The organism is Thalassospira sp. CA1, from assembly GCF_059052855.1.
On the sequence record NZ_JBZCIA010000001.1, the window covers coordinates 684822 to 704035 of the forward strand.

The following is a 19214-nucleotide window of genomic DNA, read 5'->3' on the forward strand; positions in this document are numbered from 1 at the left end:
AACAGCCGGTCTGTCTGATCAGGCGATCAGACGGTCAGTCAGGGGTGAATTCGTCTGACAAGGCTGCGTAAATGCGCTGGAATTTGGCAAAGCGCGGCTGGTAGGCATCATGGCGGGTCAGATCAGGTTCAATCACTTCTTCGATTGCCGGTTTGACGCAAACGTCTGCAACCGGTTCTTTGGTCAGGGCCAGACGGGCCAGACGGGCAGCCCCAAAGGCGGGGCCCTTGGTCGCGCCTTCATAGCGGGCAAGTGGTTTGCCCAGGATGTCGGCAATCATCTTGATCCAGTAACGACTGCGGGCACCGCCGCCGATCACGCCGGGCAGGTCGCACTGGGTTCCGGCCTTGTGCAGACGGGACTTGGCATCGCGGAGGGCAAAGCCGACCCCTTCGAGCACTGCCTGAACCAAGGTTTCGCGGTCTGTATCGCTGCCCAGACCAAAGAATACGCCCCGGGCATGCGGATTGTTGTGCGGGGTGCGTTCCCCGTTGAGGTAGGGCAGGAACAGGATATCAGACGGGGCGTCGTGCTGGGCCTCGACCCGGTTGAGCAATGCGGTAATGTCGGCCTCGCCCAGAAGGTCGGCCGCCCATTTCAGGCAACTGGCCCCGTTAAGCAGGACCGCCATCTGGAACCAGTGGTCCGGGATGGCGTGGGCAAAGCTGTGCAGGAGTTCTTCGGGCTTGGGACGGTATTTGTCCGAGGCGACAAAGATCTGTGACGAGGTGCCCAGCGAAATGAAGCCATCGCCATGGGAAACCGCCCCGACCCCGATGCCACCGGTCGCCGCATCACCGCCACCCCCGGCAATGATGACGTCGTCCCGCATGCCCCAACGGTCGGCCAGTGTTGCGCGCAGTGTGCCGGTGATATCCGATCCCTCGACCAGATGCGGCAGTTGATCGCGGGTCAAACCGCAAGCTTCGATCGCGCTTTGGTTCCAGCTTCGGCTTTGTTCATCAAGCCAAAGCGTGCCCGCCGCATCCGACATTTCGGTGGCCTTGTCGCCTGAGAGGCAAAAGCGGATGTAATCCTTGGGCAGCAGGATGGTTTTGATTTTGGCAAAAACATCCGGTTCGTGCTTTTGCAGCCAGATCAGTTTGGGCGCGGTCATGCCCGACATGGTGGCAACGCCCGCGCGCTGGCCCAGATCGGGCAGGGCGGCATCAAGTTCGGCGCATTCGCGGGTGGCGCGACCATCATTCCACAGGATCGCCGGGCGGAGTGGCTTGTCATCCGCACCCAGCAATGTTGCGCCATGCATCTGACCCGACAGGCCGATTGCACGGGTTGCGGCAATTGCCGACGGGTTTTGGCGGTGCAAGTCATCGATGGCGCGCAAGGTTGCGTCCCACCAGTCGGTAGGGTTTTGTTCGCTCCAGAACGGTTTGGGGCTGGATACGCGTAAAGGGACATCAGCCTCGGCAAGGGTGACCGAGTTTTCGTCAATCAGTAGTGCCTTGACTGCCGATGTGCCGACATCAATTCCGAGATACATGTTCGGACGGCCTCCAGAACCGTTTGATTTTTCCCGACATCATGATTGCGCGGGTTAGAGCAGGGTCCATTCCAGATGGTTGAAGCACGGAATGCAACAAAAAAAGCCGCTGCGGGGCAGCGGCTTTGATGTCGTAACGCCAGTCCTGGCGTGCAACCGCTTAGCGGGTCGGGGTCGGTTCGTCGCCGCTATAGTCATAGAAGCCACGGCCAGCCTTGCGGCCAAGCCATCCGGCTTCGACATATTTGACCAGAAGCGGGCACGGGCGATATTTGGTATCGGCCAGACCATCATGCAGGACATGCATGATCGACAGGCAGGTATCGAGACCAATAAAGTCTGCCAGTTGCAGCGGGCCCATCGGATGGTTCGCACCCAGACGCATCGCGGTATCGATGGACTCAACATTCCCCACGCCTTCGTAAAGGGTGTAGATCGCCTCGTTGATCATCGGAAGCAGGATGCGGTTGACGATAAAGGCCGGGAAATCTTCAGCGCTTGCCGTGTCCTTGCCGAGCTTTTTGGTCAGTTCATGAATGGTGCGATAGGTGGTTTCGTCCGTGGCAATACCACGGATCAGTTCCACCAGTTTCATCAGCGGCACCGGGTTCATGAAGTGCATGCCCATGAACTTCGCCGGGCGGTCGGTATAGGACGCCAGACGGGTGACCGAAATCGAAGAGGTGTTGGTCGCGATGATCGCTTCCGGGCCGAGCACCGGGCACAGAGCCTTGAAGATCTGTTTCTTGATCTCTTCGTTCTCGGTTGCCGCTTCGATGACCAGGTCACAGTCAGACAGGAAGGTATATTCCGTTCCGGTTGAGATCAGTTTCAAAGCCGCATCTTTTTGCGCTGCGGTAATGATCTCTTTTTTGACCTGACGGTCCATGTTCTTTTCCATCACGCCGATGGCCTTATCAAGGGCATCTTGCGAGATGTCGAGAATTCGGACGTCGTAACCGGCCAGTGCGATCACATGCGCAATACCATTGCCCATCTGACCGGCGCCGATTACGCCAATGGTTTTGATATCTTCCAACGAAGCCATTTGTTCCCCACTCGTCCCCAAGGGTCAAAACAAGAGTATGCGTTGCCTTGACCCTAAAGGGGATCAGATTATTTGTCGAGTTCGCTCGCCAGAGCGGGAAGGGCCTCGAACAGGTCACCGACAAGTCCGTAATCCGCTACCGAGAAGATCGGTGCTTCTTCGTCCTTGTTGATCGCGACAATGACCTTACTGTCCTTCATGCCGGCAAGGTGCTGAATAGCACCCGAAATGCCTACAGCAATGTATAGCTGCGGTGCAACAACTTTGCCGGTCTGGCCGACCTGCCAGTCGTTGGGGGCATAGCCCGCATCAACCGCAGCGCGAGAAGCGCCAATCGCAGCGCCGAGTTTGTCGGCAATCGGTTCGATCAGGTGGAAGTTTTCACCCGAACCCATGCCACGACCGCCAGAGATGACGATGCTTGCAGCGGTGAGTTCCGGACGTTCCGACTCGGTCAGTTCCTGACCAACGAAGGTCGACTTGCCTGCATCAGATGCAACAGCAACGTCTTCGATGGATGCAGAACCGCCTTCGGCGGCGACCGGATCAAAGCCGGTGGTCCGGACCGTGATCAGTTTGAGGCTGTCGGTCGACTGCACGGTTGCCATGGCGTTACCGGCATAGATCGGACGGACAAAGGTATCGGCATCGACAACATCGGTGATGTCGGAAATCTGGGCGACGTCTTTCTTGGCGGCAACGCGCGGCATGAAGTTTTTGCCCGACGAAGATGCCGAGGTGAGAATGTGGCTGTAATCACCCGCCAGTTCACCAACCAGACCCGCCATGTTTTCAGCAAGGAAGTGGCCATAGGCTGCGTTGTCTGCGAGGAGAACCTTGGAGACACCTTCAACCTTGGCAGCGGCTTCGGCAACGGCCTTGCAGCCTTCGCCAGCCACGAGAACGGTAATGTCGCCACCGATTTTCTGAGCAGCAGCAACGGTGTTAAGCGTGCCACCCTTCAGTTCGGTATTGTCGTGTTCGGCAATAACAAGAATGCTCATTTGATTGATCCCCGCTTAGATTACTTTTGCTTCGTTGCGGAGCTTGTCGACAAGCTCTGCGACGTCGGCAACTTTGACACCTGCCTGACGGGCTTCCGGTTCGGAAACTTTCAGGGTTTTCAGGCGCGGCGCGGTATCAACACCAAGGTCGGCCGGGCTCAGGGTATCGAGCGGCTTTTTCTTGGCTTTCATGATGTTCGGCAGCGACGCATAACGCGGCTCGTTGAGGCGCAGGTCGGTGGTAACGATTGCCGGAAGATCAATCTTGATGGTTTCAAGACCACCGTCGATTTCACGCGTGACATCAAGCTTGCCGTCAGCAACGACAACCTTGGACGCGAAGGTGCCCTGCGGCCAATCCAGCAGTGCGGCCAGCATCTGACCGGTCTGGTTGGCATCATCGTCAATTGCCTGTTTGCCGAGGATCACGAGATCCGGGCTTTCCTTGGCAACGACTTCTTTCAGAAGCTTTGCAACAGCCAGCGGCTGGAGTTCGTCCTCGGTTTCAACCAGAATGCCGCGATCGGCACCCATGGCGAGGGCCGTGCGCAGGGTTTCCTGGCACTGTTTAACGCCGAGCGACACAGCAACCACTTCGGTGGCGGTGCCCGCTTCCTTGAGGCGGATGGCCTCTTCAACGGCGATTTCGTCAAACGGGTTCATGGACATCTTAACGTTGTTCAACTCAACGCCAGACTGGTCCTGTTTGACACGGATCTTGACGTTGTAATCCACAACGCGCTTAACGGCGACAAGAACCTTCATGACAGACCTGTTCGTTTTTGTTGTCGAAACTGCGGGTTTGCTCCCTGCCAAGGCAGTTTGCGCTGGCCCGCATGGTAATGTTTTCCCCGCGACGCACAATAGGTAGTGCTACGCAGGTTGTCAATTTACGTAAAGGTGTTGACGTTAACGACAACTACTTCACGAAAATCTTGATGCCCTTCGCCGTCTTGATACGGCAAAAATCCGCAAGGGAACAAGGATTTTGTCCGATAATCTTGTTATCACGTCAGTTTATCGGGTCAGCCCGGGCTTCCAGAGAACATCATCCTTGCCGCCATTATTGGCGTGGCGGGCCAGAACAAACATGTGGTCTGACAGCCGGTTGATATAGCGCACGGCCTCGGGATTGATGGTTTCAATCCCGGCCAGTTCGACAATAAGGCGCTCCGCCCGGCGCGAAACGGTGCGCGCGACATGCAGCTGTGCCGAAAGCGCACTACCACCGGGCAGGACGAATGATTTCAGCGGATCAAGGGCTTCGTTGATCTGATCGATCTCGGCCTCAAGCCGTTCGGTTTGCTTGGCGGTGATGCGAAGGGCGGGCCGTTCGGGGTTATCATCGCTGCCATCGCCCGGCGTGCACAGATCAGCACCCAGATCGAAAAGATCATTCTGGATTCGGGCCAGCATTTCATCGACGTTGCCATCTGCATGCAGGCGGGCGACACCAATCACGGCATTGGTTTCATCAACGGTGCCATAGGCCTCTACGCGCACATCATTTTTGGCAACGCGCGTGCCATTGCCGAGGGCGGTTTTGCCCTTGTCGCCGGATTTTGTATAGATACGAGTCAGTTGAACCATGTGCCGTCCGTAATCTTGGTTTGTGTGTTCAAGGCTTATGCCTGGCTTAGGAACCGACCGCCATCAGCGACAGGATGAACAGCAGCAACAGGGCCAGGCCCTGCAAAAGGACGCGCATTTGCATCAGTTTGTTTTGTTTGCGCGCATCCTTGCCGCGTGCCATCGAAACGATGCCCATGATCAGGACCCCGGCGACAGCTGCCATCGCAAGCAAAACACCAATCTGTAAAAAACCAGCCATTCCTGTTTCTTCCCTGTTTCTGCCTGCTGACTTATACCGCGCCCGGCGGCGACATGCTGCGCCAAATGGACGCAACAGGCAACCAGACGATGGCAATTTTGGCAATTAGTCGATGGTTTCGTTTGCCGCAAAGCTGCGACGGTCGATTTTGAATTTCTTGATACGCGATGCCAACGTGGTTGGTTTGATATCAAGAAGGGCGGCCGCACCATTTTCACCAAATACCTTGCCCTTGGTCATGGTCAGCGCGTGGATGATGTTGTCATATTCAGTTTGGCGCAGCTCACCCCGGGTCAGTACGGGTTTTTCCGGTTTGCTTTCGGGCTCTGTCGCAGGCGCTGCTAATTTGCGGCTGTCGCGCCCGCCCAGTTCGGGCAGGTCAAAATGCAGCTTGCCGTCATGGGCCAGAATCGCAGCCCGTTCGATGACGTTTTCCAGTTCGCGGGCATTTCCCGGCCAGCCATAGTTTTGCAAGGTGCGGACCTGCCCCTTGGTTAGGGTGGGCTGGGCGATATTAAGGCGCTGACAGATATTGCGCAGGAAGTGTGATGCCAGCGGTGGAATATCATCGGGCCGTTCGCGCAAGGGTCGGCATTCGATGGGGAAGACGTTGAGGCGAAAATAAAGGTCTTCGCGGAAACGTCCCTGACGGACTTCTTCCTTTAGGTCGCGGTTGGTGGCGGCAATCAGGCGGACATTGACCTCACGCGTGCGTTCTTCGCCAATGCGTTCGAACTTCTGATCCTGCAAAACACGCAGCAACTTGCCCTGCAATTCCAGCGGGATTTCCCCGACTTCATCGAGAAACAGCGTGCCCCCATCGGCCAGTTCAAACCGGCCGACGCGATCACGCACGGCACCGGTAAAGGCACCGCGGACATGGCCGAAAAACTCGCTTTCAAACAGTTCATGCGGGATTGCGGCACAGTTCACACGCACCAGAACGCGATCGGATCGCGCGCTGGCCTGATGGATGGCGCGCGCAATCAGTTCCTTGCCGGTGCCGGATTCACCGGTGATCAGAACGTTGGCATCGGTGGGCGCAACAAGGTCGATCTGTTTAAGCGCACCCTGAATGGCATCGGACTGGCCGATGATTTCATGGTGGTTGTTGGTTGAGAGGATTTCTTCCTGCAGATAGGCGTTTTCAAGCTCCAGCCGTTCACGCAGCCGGTCGACCTCGGCAAGGGCGGCGTGCAGCTTTTCCTCGGCAATTTTACGTTCGGTGATGTCGCGAAAAACAATCACCGCCCCGATCACCAGCCCATGGTCGCGGATCGGGGTGGAGGTATATTCCACCCGGATCGGTTTGCCGTCGCTGCGCCAGAAGACCTCGTCATCAACCCGCCTGACGATGCCTTCGCGAAAGGCGTTGTAAATCGGGCATTGTTCGGCGTGATACGGGTCACCATTGACGTGGGAATGGTGGATGATCGAATGGATTTCGCGGCCGACCAGTTCCTCTGCCGTCCAGCCCAGCATGCGTTCGGCTGCCGGATTGACGAATGTCGTGATCCCGTCGCTATTGACCCCGTAAATGCCTTCGCCAGCGGCACCCAGGATCAGCTGGTTTTCGCGCTCAATCTCGCGGAAAAACCGTTCGGCACGGCGCCATTCGGCAATGCCTTCGCGTAAGTAATCATCGGCCTCCGAGTCCACATCGCGGCGATGGCGGGCATCAAGATCGGAAATCGTGACGGTCAGATAGTCTTCGCCGTCCAGAACGAGCGGACGCGCTTCGTGTTCAAGTTTCAGTTCTGTGCCGTCGGGACGGGTCAGGTCCAGACCGCGGGTCCAGGCAAATCCGTGATAAAAGGCCGCCTCGCTAAACACGACCAGACTGGGCACCTGACCTTTGTGCAGCGCACTCATCGAGGTCGCCAGAAGTTCTTCGATGCTGCGCCCCAACAAGTTCGCAGCGGCCTGATTGGCAAAGACAATCCGGTCCGTTTTGGGATGAATCAGCAAGGTTGGATGGGTGTGTGCGAGCAATGCCTGCAAATGCAGGTTTTCAATCATCACCGGTAGGGGATTGATTTCACTGATCCTCATCACACTCTCCTACGAAATATCGTAATATTTACTACGATATTTCGTGAATTACGATTTTTCGTATGTGGTTAGCGTCTCACTCAAAGGCGCAAGAGTCCAGCGTTTTCAACGAAAAATGACGCATTGCACAAAATGGCACGCCCGTTGCTGTAGGGACTGTGAACATCTGGTGCTGCCTTTCTGGCGGCGTAACAACACAGGGGGTGATCACATGTCAGTCAAAAGTCTGGGCAATCCATTTAGTGGCGATACCGATCTGCGTCACAGCAAATCATGCAGCTGTGATGTCTGTTCGTCAAAAGATGGGCATACACATGCATCACATAAAGACCATGACCATGGCGTAAAACACGATTTGGCCAGCATGCCGGCCCATAGTGATATGGGCGATATGGATGCCAAAACGCCGGAAAGCAGCGAAGAAATGCTTGATCGTGCCATCGACAGCGCGATTGTGCGTTCGGTGTTTGGTCATAACGACATTTCGCGTCGTTCCTTTGCCAAGATGGTCGGCGGCAGCACCATGATGGCAGCCCTTGCCTCGGTCCTGCCAATCGACAAGGTCAAGGCGGCCATCCTTGATGATCTGGGCACGCCGGAAAAATCCAAACTGAATATCGGCTTTGTGCCGATCACCTGCGCAACGCCGATCATCATGGCCCAGCCGATGGGCTTTTATGAGAAATACGGCCTTGATGTTGATGTCATCAAGACCGCCGGTTGGGCAGTTGCCCGCGACAAGTCGCTGAACAATGAATATGACGCGTCGCACATGCTGACCCCGATGCCGCTGGCGATTTCGATGGGGGCGGGTTCGACCGCAACGCCGTTCCTGATGCCGGCCGTTGAAAACATCAATGGTCAGGCGATTGTCCTGCATAACGATCACCTTGATAAACGTGATCCCAAGCAGTGGAAGGGCTTCAAGTTCGGTGTGCCGTTCGAATATTCGATGCACAACTTCCTGCTGCGCTATTACGTCGCCGAGCATGGCCTGGATCCGGATAAAGACATCCAGATCCGTGTCGTTCCGCCGCCCGAGATGGTGGCAAACCTGCGTGCTGGTAACCTTGATGGTTATCTGTCACCCGATCCGTTTAACCAGCGTGCAGTTTGGGAAAAAATCGGCTTCCTGCACACCCTGACCAAAGATATCTGGGAAGGCCACCCGTGCTGTGCATTCGCATGTTCCAAGGCGTTTTCCGAAGAACTTCCGAACACCTATGGCGCGCTTTTGAAATCCATCGTGGACGCGACCCAGTACGCCGCCAAGGCGGAAAACCGCAAGGAAATCTCGGCCGCCATCGCACCGGCCAACTATCTGAACCAGCCGGTTCCGGTGATTGAGCAGGTCCTGACCGGCCGTTACGCCGATGGTCTGGGCGAAGTGAAAAACGTGCCGGATCGCATCGATTTCGATCCGTTCCCGTGGCACTCGATGGGTGTCTGGATCCTGACCCAGATGAAGCGCTGGGGCTATATCGAGGGCGATGTCGATTACAAGAAAATCGCCGAAGAAGTCTATGTCGCGAGCGATTGCGCCAAGATCATGAAAGAGCTTGGCTATGAAGCGCCGACCGAGACTTACAAAAGCTATACCATCATGGGCAAGACGTTCGATCCCGATCAGCCTGAGGCCTATGTCAACAGCTTTGCCATCGGCAAAGGGGTAAGCTGACATGCTGGCATCGCTCAATGCCAGGGCGTTGGTGTTGTCACTTGTACTTCTGGCGGTCTTCCTTGGTCTTTGGGAGGCCGCCAGCCCAAAACAACAACTCGCTGGCGAACTTACGGAATATGAACTTCTGATGGGCGGGGCAGAGCCAAAGGCCGCTGTGCCGCCCCCCTCGGACGTGATCGCCAAGGCATGGGAGGAGCTCAGCAACCCGTTCTATGACGCCGGTCCCAACGACAAGGGCATCGGTATCCAGATCGGCTATTCGCTTTATCGCGTGTTGAGCGGTTATTTCCTTGCGGCGGCAATTGCCATTCCGGTCGGGTTCCTGATCGGGATGTCACCCCTGATGTACAAGGCGCTTGATCCGTTTATTCAGGTCCTTCGCCCGATTTCCCCGCTGGCATGGATGCCACTTGCGCTGTTTGTCATTCAGGACAGTCAGGCATCGGCGATCTTTGTGATCTTTATCTGTTCGATCTGGCCGATGTTGATCAACACAGCCTTTGGTGTGGCCGGGGTTCGCAAGGACTGGGTCAATGTGGCACGCACCCACGAACTGGGCCCACTCAAAACCGCCTGGATCGTCATCCTGCCGGCTGCGGCCCCGACCATCCTGACCGGCATGCGGATTTCAATCGGCATTGCATGGCTTGTGATTGTCGCGGCCGAGATGCTCGTGGGTGGGACGGGGATTGGCTACTACGTCTGGAACGAATGGAACAACCTTGATCTGACCAGCGTGGTGTTCTCGATCCTGATGATCGGTGTTGTCGGCATGTTGCTTGATACCGCCTTTGCCTACTGCGCACGTCTTGTGCAGTACCAGGAATAAGGAGACCTGAAATGTCGAAACCATTCCTGAGTTTGCAGAACCTGACCAAACGTTTTCAGGCACCCAAGGGCGGTGAAGCCCTGACGGTGTTTGAAAACGTCAATCTGGGGATCGAGAAGGGGGAGTTCGTTTGCATCATCGGCCATTCCGGCTGTGGCAAATCGACAATCCTGAACATTCTGGCTGGTCTTGATGAACCGACCGAAGGGGCGGTCATCATGAATGGCAAGGAAGTGTCGGGTCCCAGCCTTGATCGCGGGATCGTATTTCAGAACTATTCCCTGCTGCCATGGTTATCAGCACTTAAGAACGTCACCTTTGCCGTTCAGGCGCGCTATAAATCCTGGAGCAAGAAACAGGTTCACGACCATTCGATGAAGTATCTGGAAATGGTCGGGCTGGCTGGCGGGGCGGAGCTTCGCAAACCATCGCAATTGTCGGGCGGCATGCGTCAGCGTGTGTCGATCGCACGTGCCTTTGCGATCCAGCCGGAATTGTTGCTTTTGGATGAGCCGTTCGGGGCCCTTGATGCCCTGACACGCGGCAGCATTCAGGATGAATTGATCCGCATCTGGTCGGGGTCGGACCAGACGGTGTTCATGATCACCCATGATGTGGATGAGGCCATCCTGTTGGCGGATCGCATTTTGCTGATGACCAACGGGCCCTATGCCCGTGTCGCAGAATCGGTTCAGGTCGATATCCCGCGCCCGCGTGAACGGGCCAACATCATTCACTATTCCGACTATTACGACATCCGAAACCACTTGGTCGAATTCCTTGCCACCCGCTCCAAGGCGCTTGCCGGCAAGCAGGAGGAAGGCACACCAAGCGAACCATCCATCGTGCGTTTTGGTGCGCATGGGGTGGTTTCAGATCCCAAAGACAACCGCAAACCGGCCACCAGCCCGGTGGAATAAATCACCTGCACGCTGATTACTTAGAAGGAGAAAAGCTGTGAAAAAAGCAGATGTCAAAGAAATGATCATCGAAGCCAAAAAGGCCAAAGGCCTTGGCTGGGAAGAAGTTGCCAGCAAGATCGGCATGTCGCCGGTATGGACGACTTCGGTCTGTTTTGGCATGAATTCCGCGCCAAAGGACAAGGCCGACATGCTGGTCGCCCTGTTTGACCTGCCGCCTGAAGCATCGGCTGTCATGCAGGAATGCCCGATGAAAATCTGGGATCAGGCCGTGCCGACCGATCCGGCGATCTATCGCCTGTATGAAATCGTTGGTGTTTACGGCGAGACCATCAAGGAAATCATCCACGAGAAATTCGGCGACGGCATCATGAGCGCGATCGACTACGAAATGTATATCGAACGCAAGGAAGACCCGAAGGGCGACCGCGTTGTCATTACCCTTGATGGTAAATTCCTGAAATACCGCGCCTGGTAAATCAAGCCAATCGGTGGTTCGCAGTCACCTGGTACGAGCAGTCGCAGAAGACGAAACCGGTCTGTTTCACGCAGGCCGGTTTTGTTTTTCAGGCGCGCGCATTGGCAGAGATAACGTGCGGGAAACAATAAGTTGCCAGATTGCCGGTGGCACATTTCGAAGGATCATCTAAATGTTATGGTCAACACTATAACGATTTCAAAAGGGCTTTATCATGGCTGATCTGTCGAACTTCGAGATTACCAAACGCTGGCCTGCGCAAAATCCGGACATTATCCAGCTTTATTCCCTGCCGACGCCCAACGGGGTGAAGGTTTCGATCATGCTGGAAGAAACCGGTCTGGACTATGAGCCGCATCTGATCAATATCGGCGAAGATGAAACCTGGACGCCGGAATTCCTGTCGCTGAACCCGAATGGTAAAATCCCGGCAATCATTGATCCGCATGGACCGAATGGCAAACCGCTTGGTCTGTTTGAATCGGGTGCCATCATCCAGTATCTGGCGGAGAAGACTGGCAAGTTGTTGCCTGTCGATCCGGCCAAACGGATCGAGGCGATCCAGTGGGTTTATTTCCAGATGGGCGGACTAGGCCCGATGTTTGGCCAGCTTGGCTTCTTCCACAAGTTTGCCGGCAAGGAGATCGAAGACAAGCGTCCGCTGGATCGGTATCGCAAGGAATCAAAGCGGCTTCTGGGTGTGCTTGAAACCCGCCTTGACGGTCGTGACTGGATCATGGGCGATGAATACAGCATTGCCGACATTGCGTCGCTTGGCTGGGTGCGCAACCTGATCGGTTTCTATGACGCGGGTAGCCTTGTGGATTATCACGAGTTCAAAAACGTTCCGGCGTGGCTGGAACGCGGTCTTGATCGCCCGGCCGTTCAGCGCGGGCTGAACATCCCGGCCCGTGATTAATCCCCGCTGATTTTGACCGGATGGAGACAAATGCTTTTCATCCGGTCAGGCTGGCCTTAATTAGGGGATGATCCATTGTCCCACGAAGTTAAGAGACCAATTCATGACCAGCCGCATCAAGGACGCCGCCCTTGCCCAACAGATCACTGACGAGACCCTTGCCTGGCGCGAGGTGATTTGTCCGGTGACGGCGAAATACGGGAACTATGTTGCCAAGCGTGATCTGCGCGACAAAACCATCGTCAGTTTCCAGCACGTTCTTGAAGACACCATTCCCACATTGCTGCCGTTTGTGAAGGCCGGTGCCAGGGTCAAGGTTGGCGCATGTAACCCTGATAGTACTGATGATGCGGCCGCCGCCTACCTTGCCGCCCATGGGGTAGAGGTCCATGCCTTTTCCGGCATGACGCGCGATGAATATGCCCAAAGCATCGATATCCTGTCGTCCGAGCCCGCAGACATCATTGCCGATATGGGCGGGGAGCTGATTGAGGCGTTTGTCAAAAAAGGCCACAAGGTCGATGGCGCGCTTGAAGCGACTACGACCGGTGTGCACCGGGTTGAGAAGCTTGATTATTCCTTCCCGGTGTTTAACTGGAACGATATTGCCATCAAGGATCGCCTGCATAACCGCCACCATGTGGCACAGGAAATGTGGCCGGTCTTTTCGAATGTGACGGGTCTTGCACTTTATGGGCGCACGGTTCTTGTGATCGGGTTTGGCCCGGTCGGGCGCGGGGTGGCCGAACGCGCGCGCAATCTTGGTGCGGTGGTGTCGGTTGCCGAACGCGACCCGGTCCGTGCGCTTGAGGCGCAGCATCATGGCTGCCGGGTTGTCAGCCTTGAAGATGGCCTGAAAGAAAACGCGATCATTGTGACCGCCACCGGCCTTTCGGGCATTCTGGGTGCTGCGCAGATCAAGCAGTGCCGTCGCGGTGCGATTCTGGTCAATGTCGGGCATTCCAATACCGAGATTGACGTCAAATGGCTGGATACCCAGACGCGCACGAAAATGCGCCGCCATATCGAACGGTTCGAGCTGGATAACAGCCGCGAGGTGTATCTTCTGAACCGCGGTAGCCTACTTAACCTTGCACCCGGCATGGGGGGATCGGGCAAGGATCTGTTTGATCCGTTTTCGGCCATTCTGATCCGCGGGATTGACTGGCTGGCATCGGGCGGGGCGACCTCGTTCAAGCCGGGCTTTTATCCCTATCCGGAAGATGTCGAACGCGAAATTGCCCAAGCGATCCTGCAATCGCACAGCTGATCAATTTTGCTGAACTGACGAATCGCAACGAACCACCCGGTGCTGTCTGGTAACCTTAATGGGTTGATGTCGGGGCGCGCGCAAACATTTGCGCTCAATCGCCCACGGCATCACTCATTATAGGATGGAGGCCGGTCATGAGAACGATTTCAAAGGTCTTTTTTGGCTTTGTTCTGGTGATGACCGGCATCTGGCTGGTTTCAAATCCCGATCTTTTTGCGGCATCCAGTTTCATCAGCCTTCGCCATTTTATGGTGCAGTATTCGGGCTTCCTTGCGATCAGCATGATGAGCCTGATCTTGTTGTTGTCGGTTCGGCCTGTGTGGCTGACGCGACGGTTGGGCGGGCTTGATAAGGCATATCGCCTGCACAAGTGGCTTGGCATCAGCGTGCTTATCGTAGCGACCCTGCACTGGGCCTGGCGGATGGCGCCGAAATGGGGTGTTGCGCTTGGCCTTCTGGAACGGGGGCGGCGTGGGCAAAGGCAGGATGGAACGGGCCTGCATTGGGCGCAATCGCTGTTTAATGAGCAGCGCGGGCTGGCGGAAACGGTTGGGGAGTGGGCGTTTTATATTGCCGTTGCCTTGATCCTGATAGCGTTGATCAAGCGCATCCCGTATCGCTGGTTTGCCAGAACACACACCGTTCTGGCCGTGATCTATCTCGTGCTGGTTTATCACAGCATCGTTTTGCTTGATTTCGCCAATTGGGCAACACCGGTTGGCTATGTTCTGGCGGCGATGTTGCTGGTGGGCACGGTGTCATCCATCATTGTTCTGTTTGGCCAAATCGGGGCCGGGCGCCGATCCACCGGCGAGGTGATCGAGGTTGATTATTTGCCGGAGATGAAATCGCTTCAGATCGCGATCAGATCGGATGGCGGGTGGAAAGGCCACCTTGCCGGGCAGTTCGCCTTTGTCCGGTTTGGCAATAGCAACGAAGCGCATCCGTTTACCATTGCATCTGCCTGGCGCGACGGGGTTCCGGGCCTAACCATTATCGCCAAGAAACTCGGCGACTATACCAGCACGCTTTACGAAACATTGAAGCCGGGCGACCGGGTGGCGCTTGAGGGGCCTTATGGCACCTTTGTACTGGATCGGGAAAAACGCCATCAAATCTGGATTTCCGGCGGGATTGGACTGACGCCATTTGTTGCCTGGCTTGAAGATCTGGTGGCCCATCCGGCAAAGCTTGAGATCGATTTTTATCAGGTTGCGCCGCATTGCGATCCCGAACTGATGGCACGGATCAACGATCTTGCCGGGCGTGCCGGTGTTCGCTTGTACGAATGGCGTGATGCGCGCGACGGCTTTCTGACCGGCGAGAAAATCCGTTCTGATGTGACCCATTGGCAAGAAGCGCAAGTCTGGTTCTGTGGGCCGCGCCAATTTGGCGAAGATGTCAAAAACGATCTGGTGGCCGCCGGATTGCCCTGCAATGCCTTCCATCAGGAGCTGTTTGATTTCAGATAGGAAAACCAGAGTTTGGCGCTGAATAGAGTGCGGGCGGTCCGTTATGGAACCGCCCGCTTTTCGTTTGCTCGTTATCCAAATTGGTTTGGCAATTCCTAGGATTTGTAGCCGATCCGAAGGTTACCCCACTGTTCGCCATTGACCATGATCGGCACGTCGCATTCCTTCATGAAGACGACGGTGTTGCCCATGTCACGGAAATAGGTCTGCAGCAGGTGGGGCTTGGTGTTGCGCCCGGCCATCAGACCGGCACGGTCATCAAAGATGCGCCGGTTGCGGCAGTTGCCCATATTCCAAGCGGGTTCGCCCGGTCTTTGCGGTTGGCTGTAGACCTTGTTGTGGGTCGGCAGATAGCCGTTGGTATCCACACCGGCGGCAAAGACGATATGTTCGTCCTTTGCAAGAATGGCTTCCTGCAGCGGGGTGAAGTTGCGGTCGGTAAAGGGCACATACGGCGTCATGAACTGCTTGGGATCGGTGCCGTCAATCGGCTCGTAGCGGGTGTTGAACAGATCATCATGGGTGAATTCGTGACTGCGCAAGCCGCCCTCAAGAACCTTGCCCAACTCGCCGGCCAGTTGCTTGCCGAGATCGGCAATCTTGGCGTCATGTTCGTGGGTTTTCTTAAGCAGTCCCAAAATGACCTTGGTTGCTTCGTCGTCGATTTCGGTGAACTGGATGTGGGTGCCGAGTGTCGAGTACGCTTTGACCGTCCCCTTAAGCCGGGTGCCGTCGGTCATCGTGATCGTGATTGCTTTGTTGCGGTCATCTTCGCTGGCATCAATACGCGCAAGCAGGCCGGCAAGCGACATGTCAGCGGTCACACCCTGGCGCACATCACCGTTGCCAAAGTCGACCTTGATATCAACCGCAATAGGAACCCGTTCTTCGTGACGACGGTTGGTGTTGTCTGCACTGCGCAGAACCATGCGGAAGCGCGTTTCCATCTCGTTGATATCATTGCGGATATTCGAAGACAGAATGCGAAGGTTTTCCGCCGTCTGGCTGGCATTGTGCGATTTGTGGCTGGCCAGTTCGATGTCGCCGGAAATGCCCTGCATGTGGGTGGAAACTTCCTGCGCACTTGTCGAGATTTCGGCAATGGCGGCTGTTTGTTGTTCGACCGATGCCGAGATATCGCTTGATAGCTGGCTGACTTCGTCAATCGCGCCACCGATGCCCTCAATCGCGGTAACCGCCTCGGATGTGGCGCCCTGAATGGCGGTGATCTGGGCGTTGATATCAAGGATGGCTTTTTCGGTCTGGGTGGCGAGGTTTTTGACCTCGTTGGCGACGACCGCAAAGCCCTTGCCGGCGTCGCCGGCGCGCGCGGCCTCGATGGTGGCATTGAGTGCCAGCATCTTGGTCTGATCGGAAATGCGTTTGACGATATCAACAACCTTGCCGATTTCGGTCGCGGTTTCCGACAGGCTGCCCATGGTGGTGGATGTTTCCTGGGCGCGGGTGACGGCCTGACTGGCAATGTCATTGGTTTTGTGGATGCGTTCGGCAATTTCGTGGCTGGATGCCTGCAGTTCCTCGGTCGCGGATGCGACGGTTGCGACATTGCTGCTGGCGACTTCGGTGGTGGCAGTGATGCGTTCGACCAGTTGGGAAAGCTCGCTGGCATCACTTTCCATGGCCTGCGCCACGTCATTGGTGCGCCCGGCCTGGAAGCCGACCTCGGAAATGATATTGTCGGTTTCACGTTCGATGATTTCCGACATCGACTGAATTTCAGAGGCCGAACGCTGGTTGGCCAAAACGGTCTGGCGCGCCGATATCAGGCTGCCCATATCCGCCATCAGCAGGCATCGCGCCGCATCAGCCGCCGCAGTGCCGCCCTTGGACCGCGCGGCAAGCGTTGCACAAAGTGCTGAAACCTTGTGGTAGGCCAGTACAAGGTGATCGGGAGCCAATCCGATGACCGCATTGGCCAGAACGTGCTCTTTAAAGCATTGGTTGAATGCATCAGAGCTGTTTGCATTGATCAGCGTTGTAAAACGTCGGGACAGTTCGGCAACATGATGTTGCGGATCACTTGGCGCAGCACTGCTTTGCCCGGTCCCCAACAGTTCGGTGACCAGATTTTCTGCAAGCTGTTCTCCATGTTGCGCAAACAATTCCGTGGCGGCATTTATACGCGCATAGATTGTACTTTCTGGCATTGCAGAGCTGTGATTCATTTGCCATTCTCTCCCTTATTCCCGGCGGACCTTTTAGCCCGATTTTTTCACAGACTTTTAGTAGTCTGTGTGTGCTTTTGGGGAGTGTATCACTACTGGTAAGTCCAAAATATATCATACTTTAGGTTGATATGGAAAAAGGCCCGCCAGTGTTGGCGGGCCAAGTTTGCCCTCGTTGTTCACAGGGGCCACGGTTCGGATGAGAATTTTATCAGTATTTCAGAATGTTATGTCGTTCACCGGGTCAGAATGCCGCGCGTGACCACCTGTGCCTGAATTTCGGCGGCCCCTTCGAAAATGTTCAGAATGCGGGCATCGCACAGCACACGGCTGATCTGATATTCGAGCGCATAGCCGTTGCCGCCGTGAATCTGCAGGGCGTTGTCGGCATTCGACCATGCGACGCGTGCGCCCAGAAGCTTGGCCATGCCGGCCTCGATATCGCAGCGGATATCCTGATCCTTTTCAAAGGCCGAGAAATAGGTCAGCTGGCGGGCGATCATGGTTTCAACCACCATCCATGCCACTTTGCCATAAACCCGCGGGAAGGCGTAAAGCGGCTTGGAAAACTGGATGCGATCCTTGGCATAGCGCATGCCGATTTCAAGCGCGTTCTGGGCGACGCCGACAGCACGGGCTGCGGTCTGAATACGGGCCGACTCAAAGGTCGCCATCAGCTGCTTGAAGCCCTGACCTTCTTCGCCGCCCAAAAGGTTCTCGGTCGGGACTTCGAACCCGTCAAAGGAAAGCTCATATTCCTTCATGCCGCGATAACCAAGCACCTCGATCTCGCCACCTGACATGCCGTTGGCCGGGAACGGGTTTTCATCGGTGCCGCGTGGCTTTTCGGCCAGCAGCATCGACAGGCCGCGATAACCGGACTCGTCGGGGTTGGTGCGGGTCAGAAGGGTCATCAGATCAGACCGCGCGGCATGGGTGATCCAGGTCTTGTTGCCAGTGACCTTATAGGTATCGCCATCCTTTACCGCGCGCGTGCGCAGGTGGGCCAGATCCGATCCATTGTTGGGTTCGGTAAAGACGGCGGTCGGCAGGATTTCACCCGATGCCAGTTTGGGCAGGTAATGTTCCTTTTGCGCGTCGGTTCCGCCAAGGCGGATCAGTTCGGCGGCAATTTCGGAACGGGTCCCAAGCGACCCAACACCGATATAGCCACGTGACAATTCCTCGGTGACAACGCACATCGCGGTTTTGCCCATGCCAAGGCCACCGAATTCTTCGGGGATGGTCAGGCCGAACACGCCGAGTTCGGACATTTCATTGACGATTTCAATCGGGATCAGCTCGTCACGTTCGTGCCAGCCATGGGCATGCGGCGATACCTTTTCCTCGACAAAGCGGCGGAATTGATCGCGCACCATATCAAGTGTTTCGTCTTCAAGGCCGGTTTCGCCAAAGCGACCGGTATCAAGGCTGTCTTCGATTTCAGCGGCAATCGCCCGGCGCGCAGCATCGGAATTGCCACCACGTGCAAGGGTCGCGACCGATGGGTTGGCGGCAAGGGATGCAATCAGGTCATCAGAAACGCCAAGGGTCGAAAGACGGATGATCTCGCCCTGTGACATCGGAATGCCACCGATAATCTGCGCCAGATACTCCCCGAAGGCCGATTGCAGGATCAGTTGTTCGAGATTGCCGAACTTGCCCTGATCCTTAAGGCGGTTTGCCCATGCCTTCATCTGGCCAAGGGCGGTGACATAGGTGGTGAACCAGGCAAAGCCATGTGCAGCAAACTGGTTGTCATCAAAGGCATCGGCATTAACCCGGCCATCGACCGTTACAGCAGTCCGCAGCGCATATTCGGCCGCGTCATAAACCGGGCTGAGTGCCGCAAGGGCGTCATCGCACAAACGTTCGAGGTCAGGCAAAAGGGCGTTGTTCGTCATTCTTCGGGTCCTCGGATCAGGTCCTCGTCGTGCAATCCTGTGGGGCGATTGCGCGGATCAGTTATGAGTGCATCAAAGCATCAAGGGTGGTGGCACCCCATGCGCAGATCGGGCGA

General features: G+C 56.1%; 16 protein-coding genes. 7 read left to right on the plus strand and 9 right to left on the minus strand.

Annotated features, from left to right (window positions below):
• Window positions 1-34 precede the first annotated feature (34 nt).
• The 7 genes from xylB to AC5Q5A_RS03155 form a co-directional block, all read right to left on the minus strand.
• Window positions 35-1501 (minus strand): xylulokinase, encoded by a 1467-nt coding sequence (gene xylB, locus AC5Q5A_RS03125; RefSeq protein WP_493894306.1) that lies wholly within the window; start codon window positions 1499-1501, stop codon window positions 35-37.
• A 160-nt stretch (window positions 1502-1661) separates the two neighbouring features.
• Window positions 1662-2549: a 3-hydroxybutyryl-CoA dehydrogenase gene (locus tag AC5Q5A_RS03130; protein WP_064779860.1), complete on the minus strand. Its 888-nt coding sequence runs from the start codon at window positions 2547-2549 to the stop codon at window positions 1662-1664.
• 68 nt (window positions 2550-2617) lie between these two features.
• Window positions 2618-3553 (minus strand): electron transfer flavoprotein subunit alpha/FixB family protein, encoded by a 936-nt coding sequence (locus AC5Q5A_RS03135; RefSeq protein WP_008889165.1) that lies wholly within the window; start codon window positions 3551-3553, stop codon window positions 2618-2620.
• A 15-nt stretch (window positions 3554-3568) separates the two neighbouring features.
• Window positions 3569-4318 (minus strand): electron transfer flavoprotein subunit beta/FixA family protein, encoded by a 750-nt coding sequence (locus AC5Q5A_RS03140; RefSeq protein ID WP_008889166.1) that lies wholly within the window; start codon window positions 4316-4318, stop codon window positions 3569-3571.
• A gap of 252 nt (window positions 4319-4570) precedes the next feature.
• Entirely contained in the window at window positions 4571-5143 is a 573-nt protein-coding gene (locus tag AC5Q5A_RS03145) for a cob(I)yrinic acid a,c-diamide adenosyltransferase (RefSeq protein ID WP_064779858.1), read from the minus strand.
• 46 nt (window positions 5144-5189) lie between these two features.
• Entirely contained in the window at window positions 5190-5384 is a 195-nt protein-coding gene (locus AC5Q5A_RS03150) for a twin transmembrane helix small protein (protein ID WP_008889168.1), read from the minus strand.
• Window positions 5385-5489: 105 nt separating this feature from the next.
• A complete protein-coding gene (locus AC5Q5A_RS03155) occupies window positions 5490-7436 on the minus strand; it encodes a sigma 54-interacting transcriptional regulator (RefSeq protein ID WP_493894307.1) in 1947 nt (648 codons plus the stop codon).
• 211 nt (window positions 7437-7647) lie between these two features.
• On the opposite strand from AC5Q5A_RS03155, the gene AC5Q5A_RS03160 reads away from it, so the two are divergent.
• The 7 genes from AC5Q5A_RS03160 to AC5Q5A_RS03190 all read left to right on the plus strand — a co-directional run bounded on the left by AC5Q5A_RS03160 (window position 7648) and on the right by AC5Q5A_RS03190 (window position 15008).
• Window positions 7648-9114 carry a CmpA/NrtA family ABC transporter substrate-binding protein gene (locus tag AC5Q5A_RS03160; RefSeq protein WP_493894308.1) on the plus strand — a complete coding sequence of 489 codons (1467 nt, stop codon included), beginning with the start codon at window positions 7648-7650 and terminating at the stop codon, window positions 9112-9114.
• Between the two features lies 1 nt (window position 9115).
• The gene (gene ntrB / locus AC5Q5A_RS03165) at window positions 9116-9946 is read left to right on the plus strand and encodes a nitrate ABC transporter permease (protein WP_008889171.1); all 831 of its coding nucleotides are present in this window, start codon (window positions 9116-9118) and stop codon (window positions 9944-9946) included.
• Window positions 9947-9957: 11 nt separating this feature from the next.
• A complete protein-coding gene (locus AC5Q5A_RS03170; RefSeq protein WP_493894309.1) occupies window positions 9958-10866 on the plus strand; it encodes an ABC transporter ATP-binding protein in 909 nt (302 codons plus the stop codon).
• 37 nt (window positions 10867-10903) lie between these two features.
• Window positions 10904-11344, plus strand: a complete 441-nt coding sequence (cynS, locus tag AC5Q5A_RS03175; RefSeq protein WP_008889173.1) for a cyanase — start codon at window positions 10904-10906, stop codon at window positions 11342-11344.
• 214 nt (window positions 11345-11558) lie between these two features.
• Window positions 11559-12263 carry a glutathione S-transferase N-terminal domain-containing protein gene (locus AC5Q5A_RS03180; RefSeq protein ID WP_493894310.1) on the plus strand — a complete coding sequence of 235 codons (705 nt, stop codon included), beginning with the start codon at window positions 11559-11561 and terminating at the stop codon, window positions 12261-12263.
• A gap of 103 nt (window positions 12264-12366) precedes the next feature.
• Entirely contained in the window at window positions 12367-13533 is a 1167-nt protein-coding gene (locus tag AC5Q5A_RS03185) for an adenosylhomocysteinase (protein ID WP_493894311.1), read from the plus strand.
• Window positions 13534-13670: 137 nt separating this feature from the next.
• Entirely contained in the window at window positions 13671-15008 is a 1338-nt protein-coding gene (locus AC5Q5A_RS03190; protein ID WP_493894312.1) for a ferredoxin reductase family protein, read from the plus strand.
• Between the two features lie 95 nt (window positions 15009-15103).
• Here the strand turns inward: AC5Q5A_RS03190 and AC5Q5A_RS03195 are convergent, their stop codons facing one another.
• Both AC5Q5A_RS03195 and AC5Q5A_RS03200 read right to left on the minus strand, forming a co-directional pair.
• A complete protein-coding gene (locus AC5Q5A_RS03195) occupies window positions 15104-17194 on the minus strand; it encodes a methyl-accepting chemotaxis protein (RefSeq protein ID WP_493894313.1) in 2091 nt (696 codons plus the stop codon).
• A 236-nt stretch (window positions 17195-17430) separates the two neighbouring features.
• Window positions 17431-19098, minus strand: coding sequence for an acyl-CoA dehydrogenase family protein (locus AC5Q5A_RS03200; RefSeq protein WP_493894314.1), 1668 nt, complete (start codon window positions 19096-19098; stop codon window positions 17431-17433).
• Window positions 19099-19214: the final 116 nt, after the last annotated feature.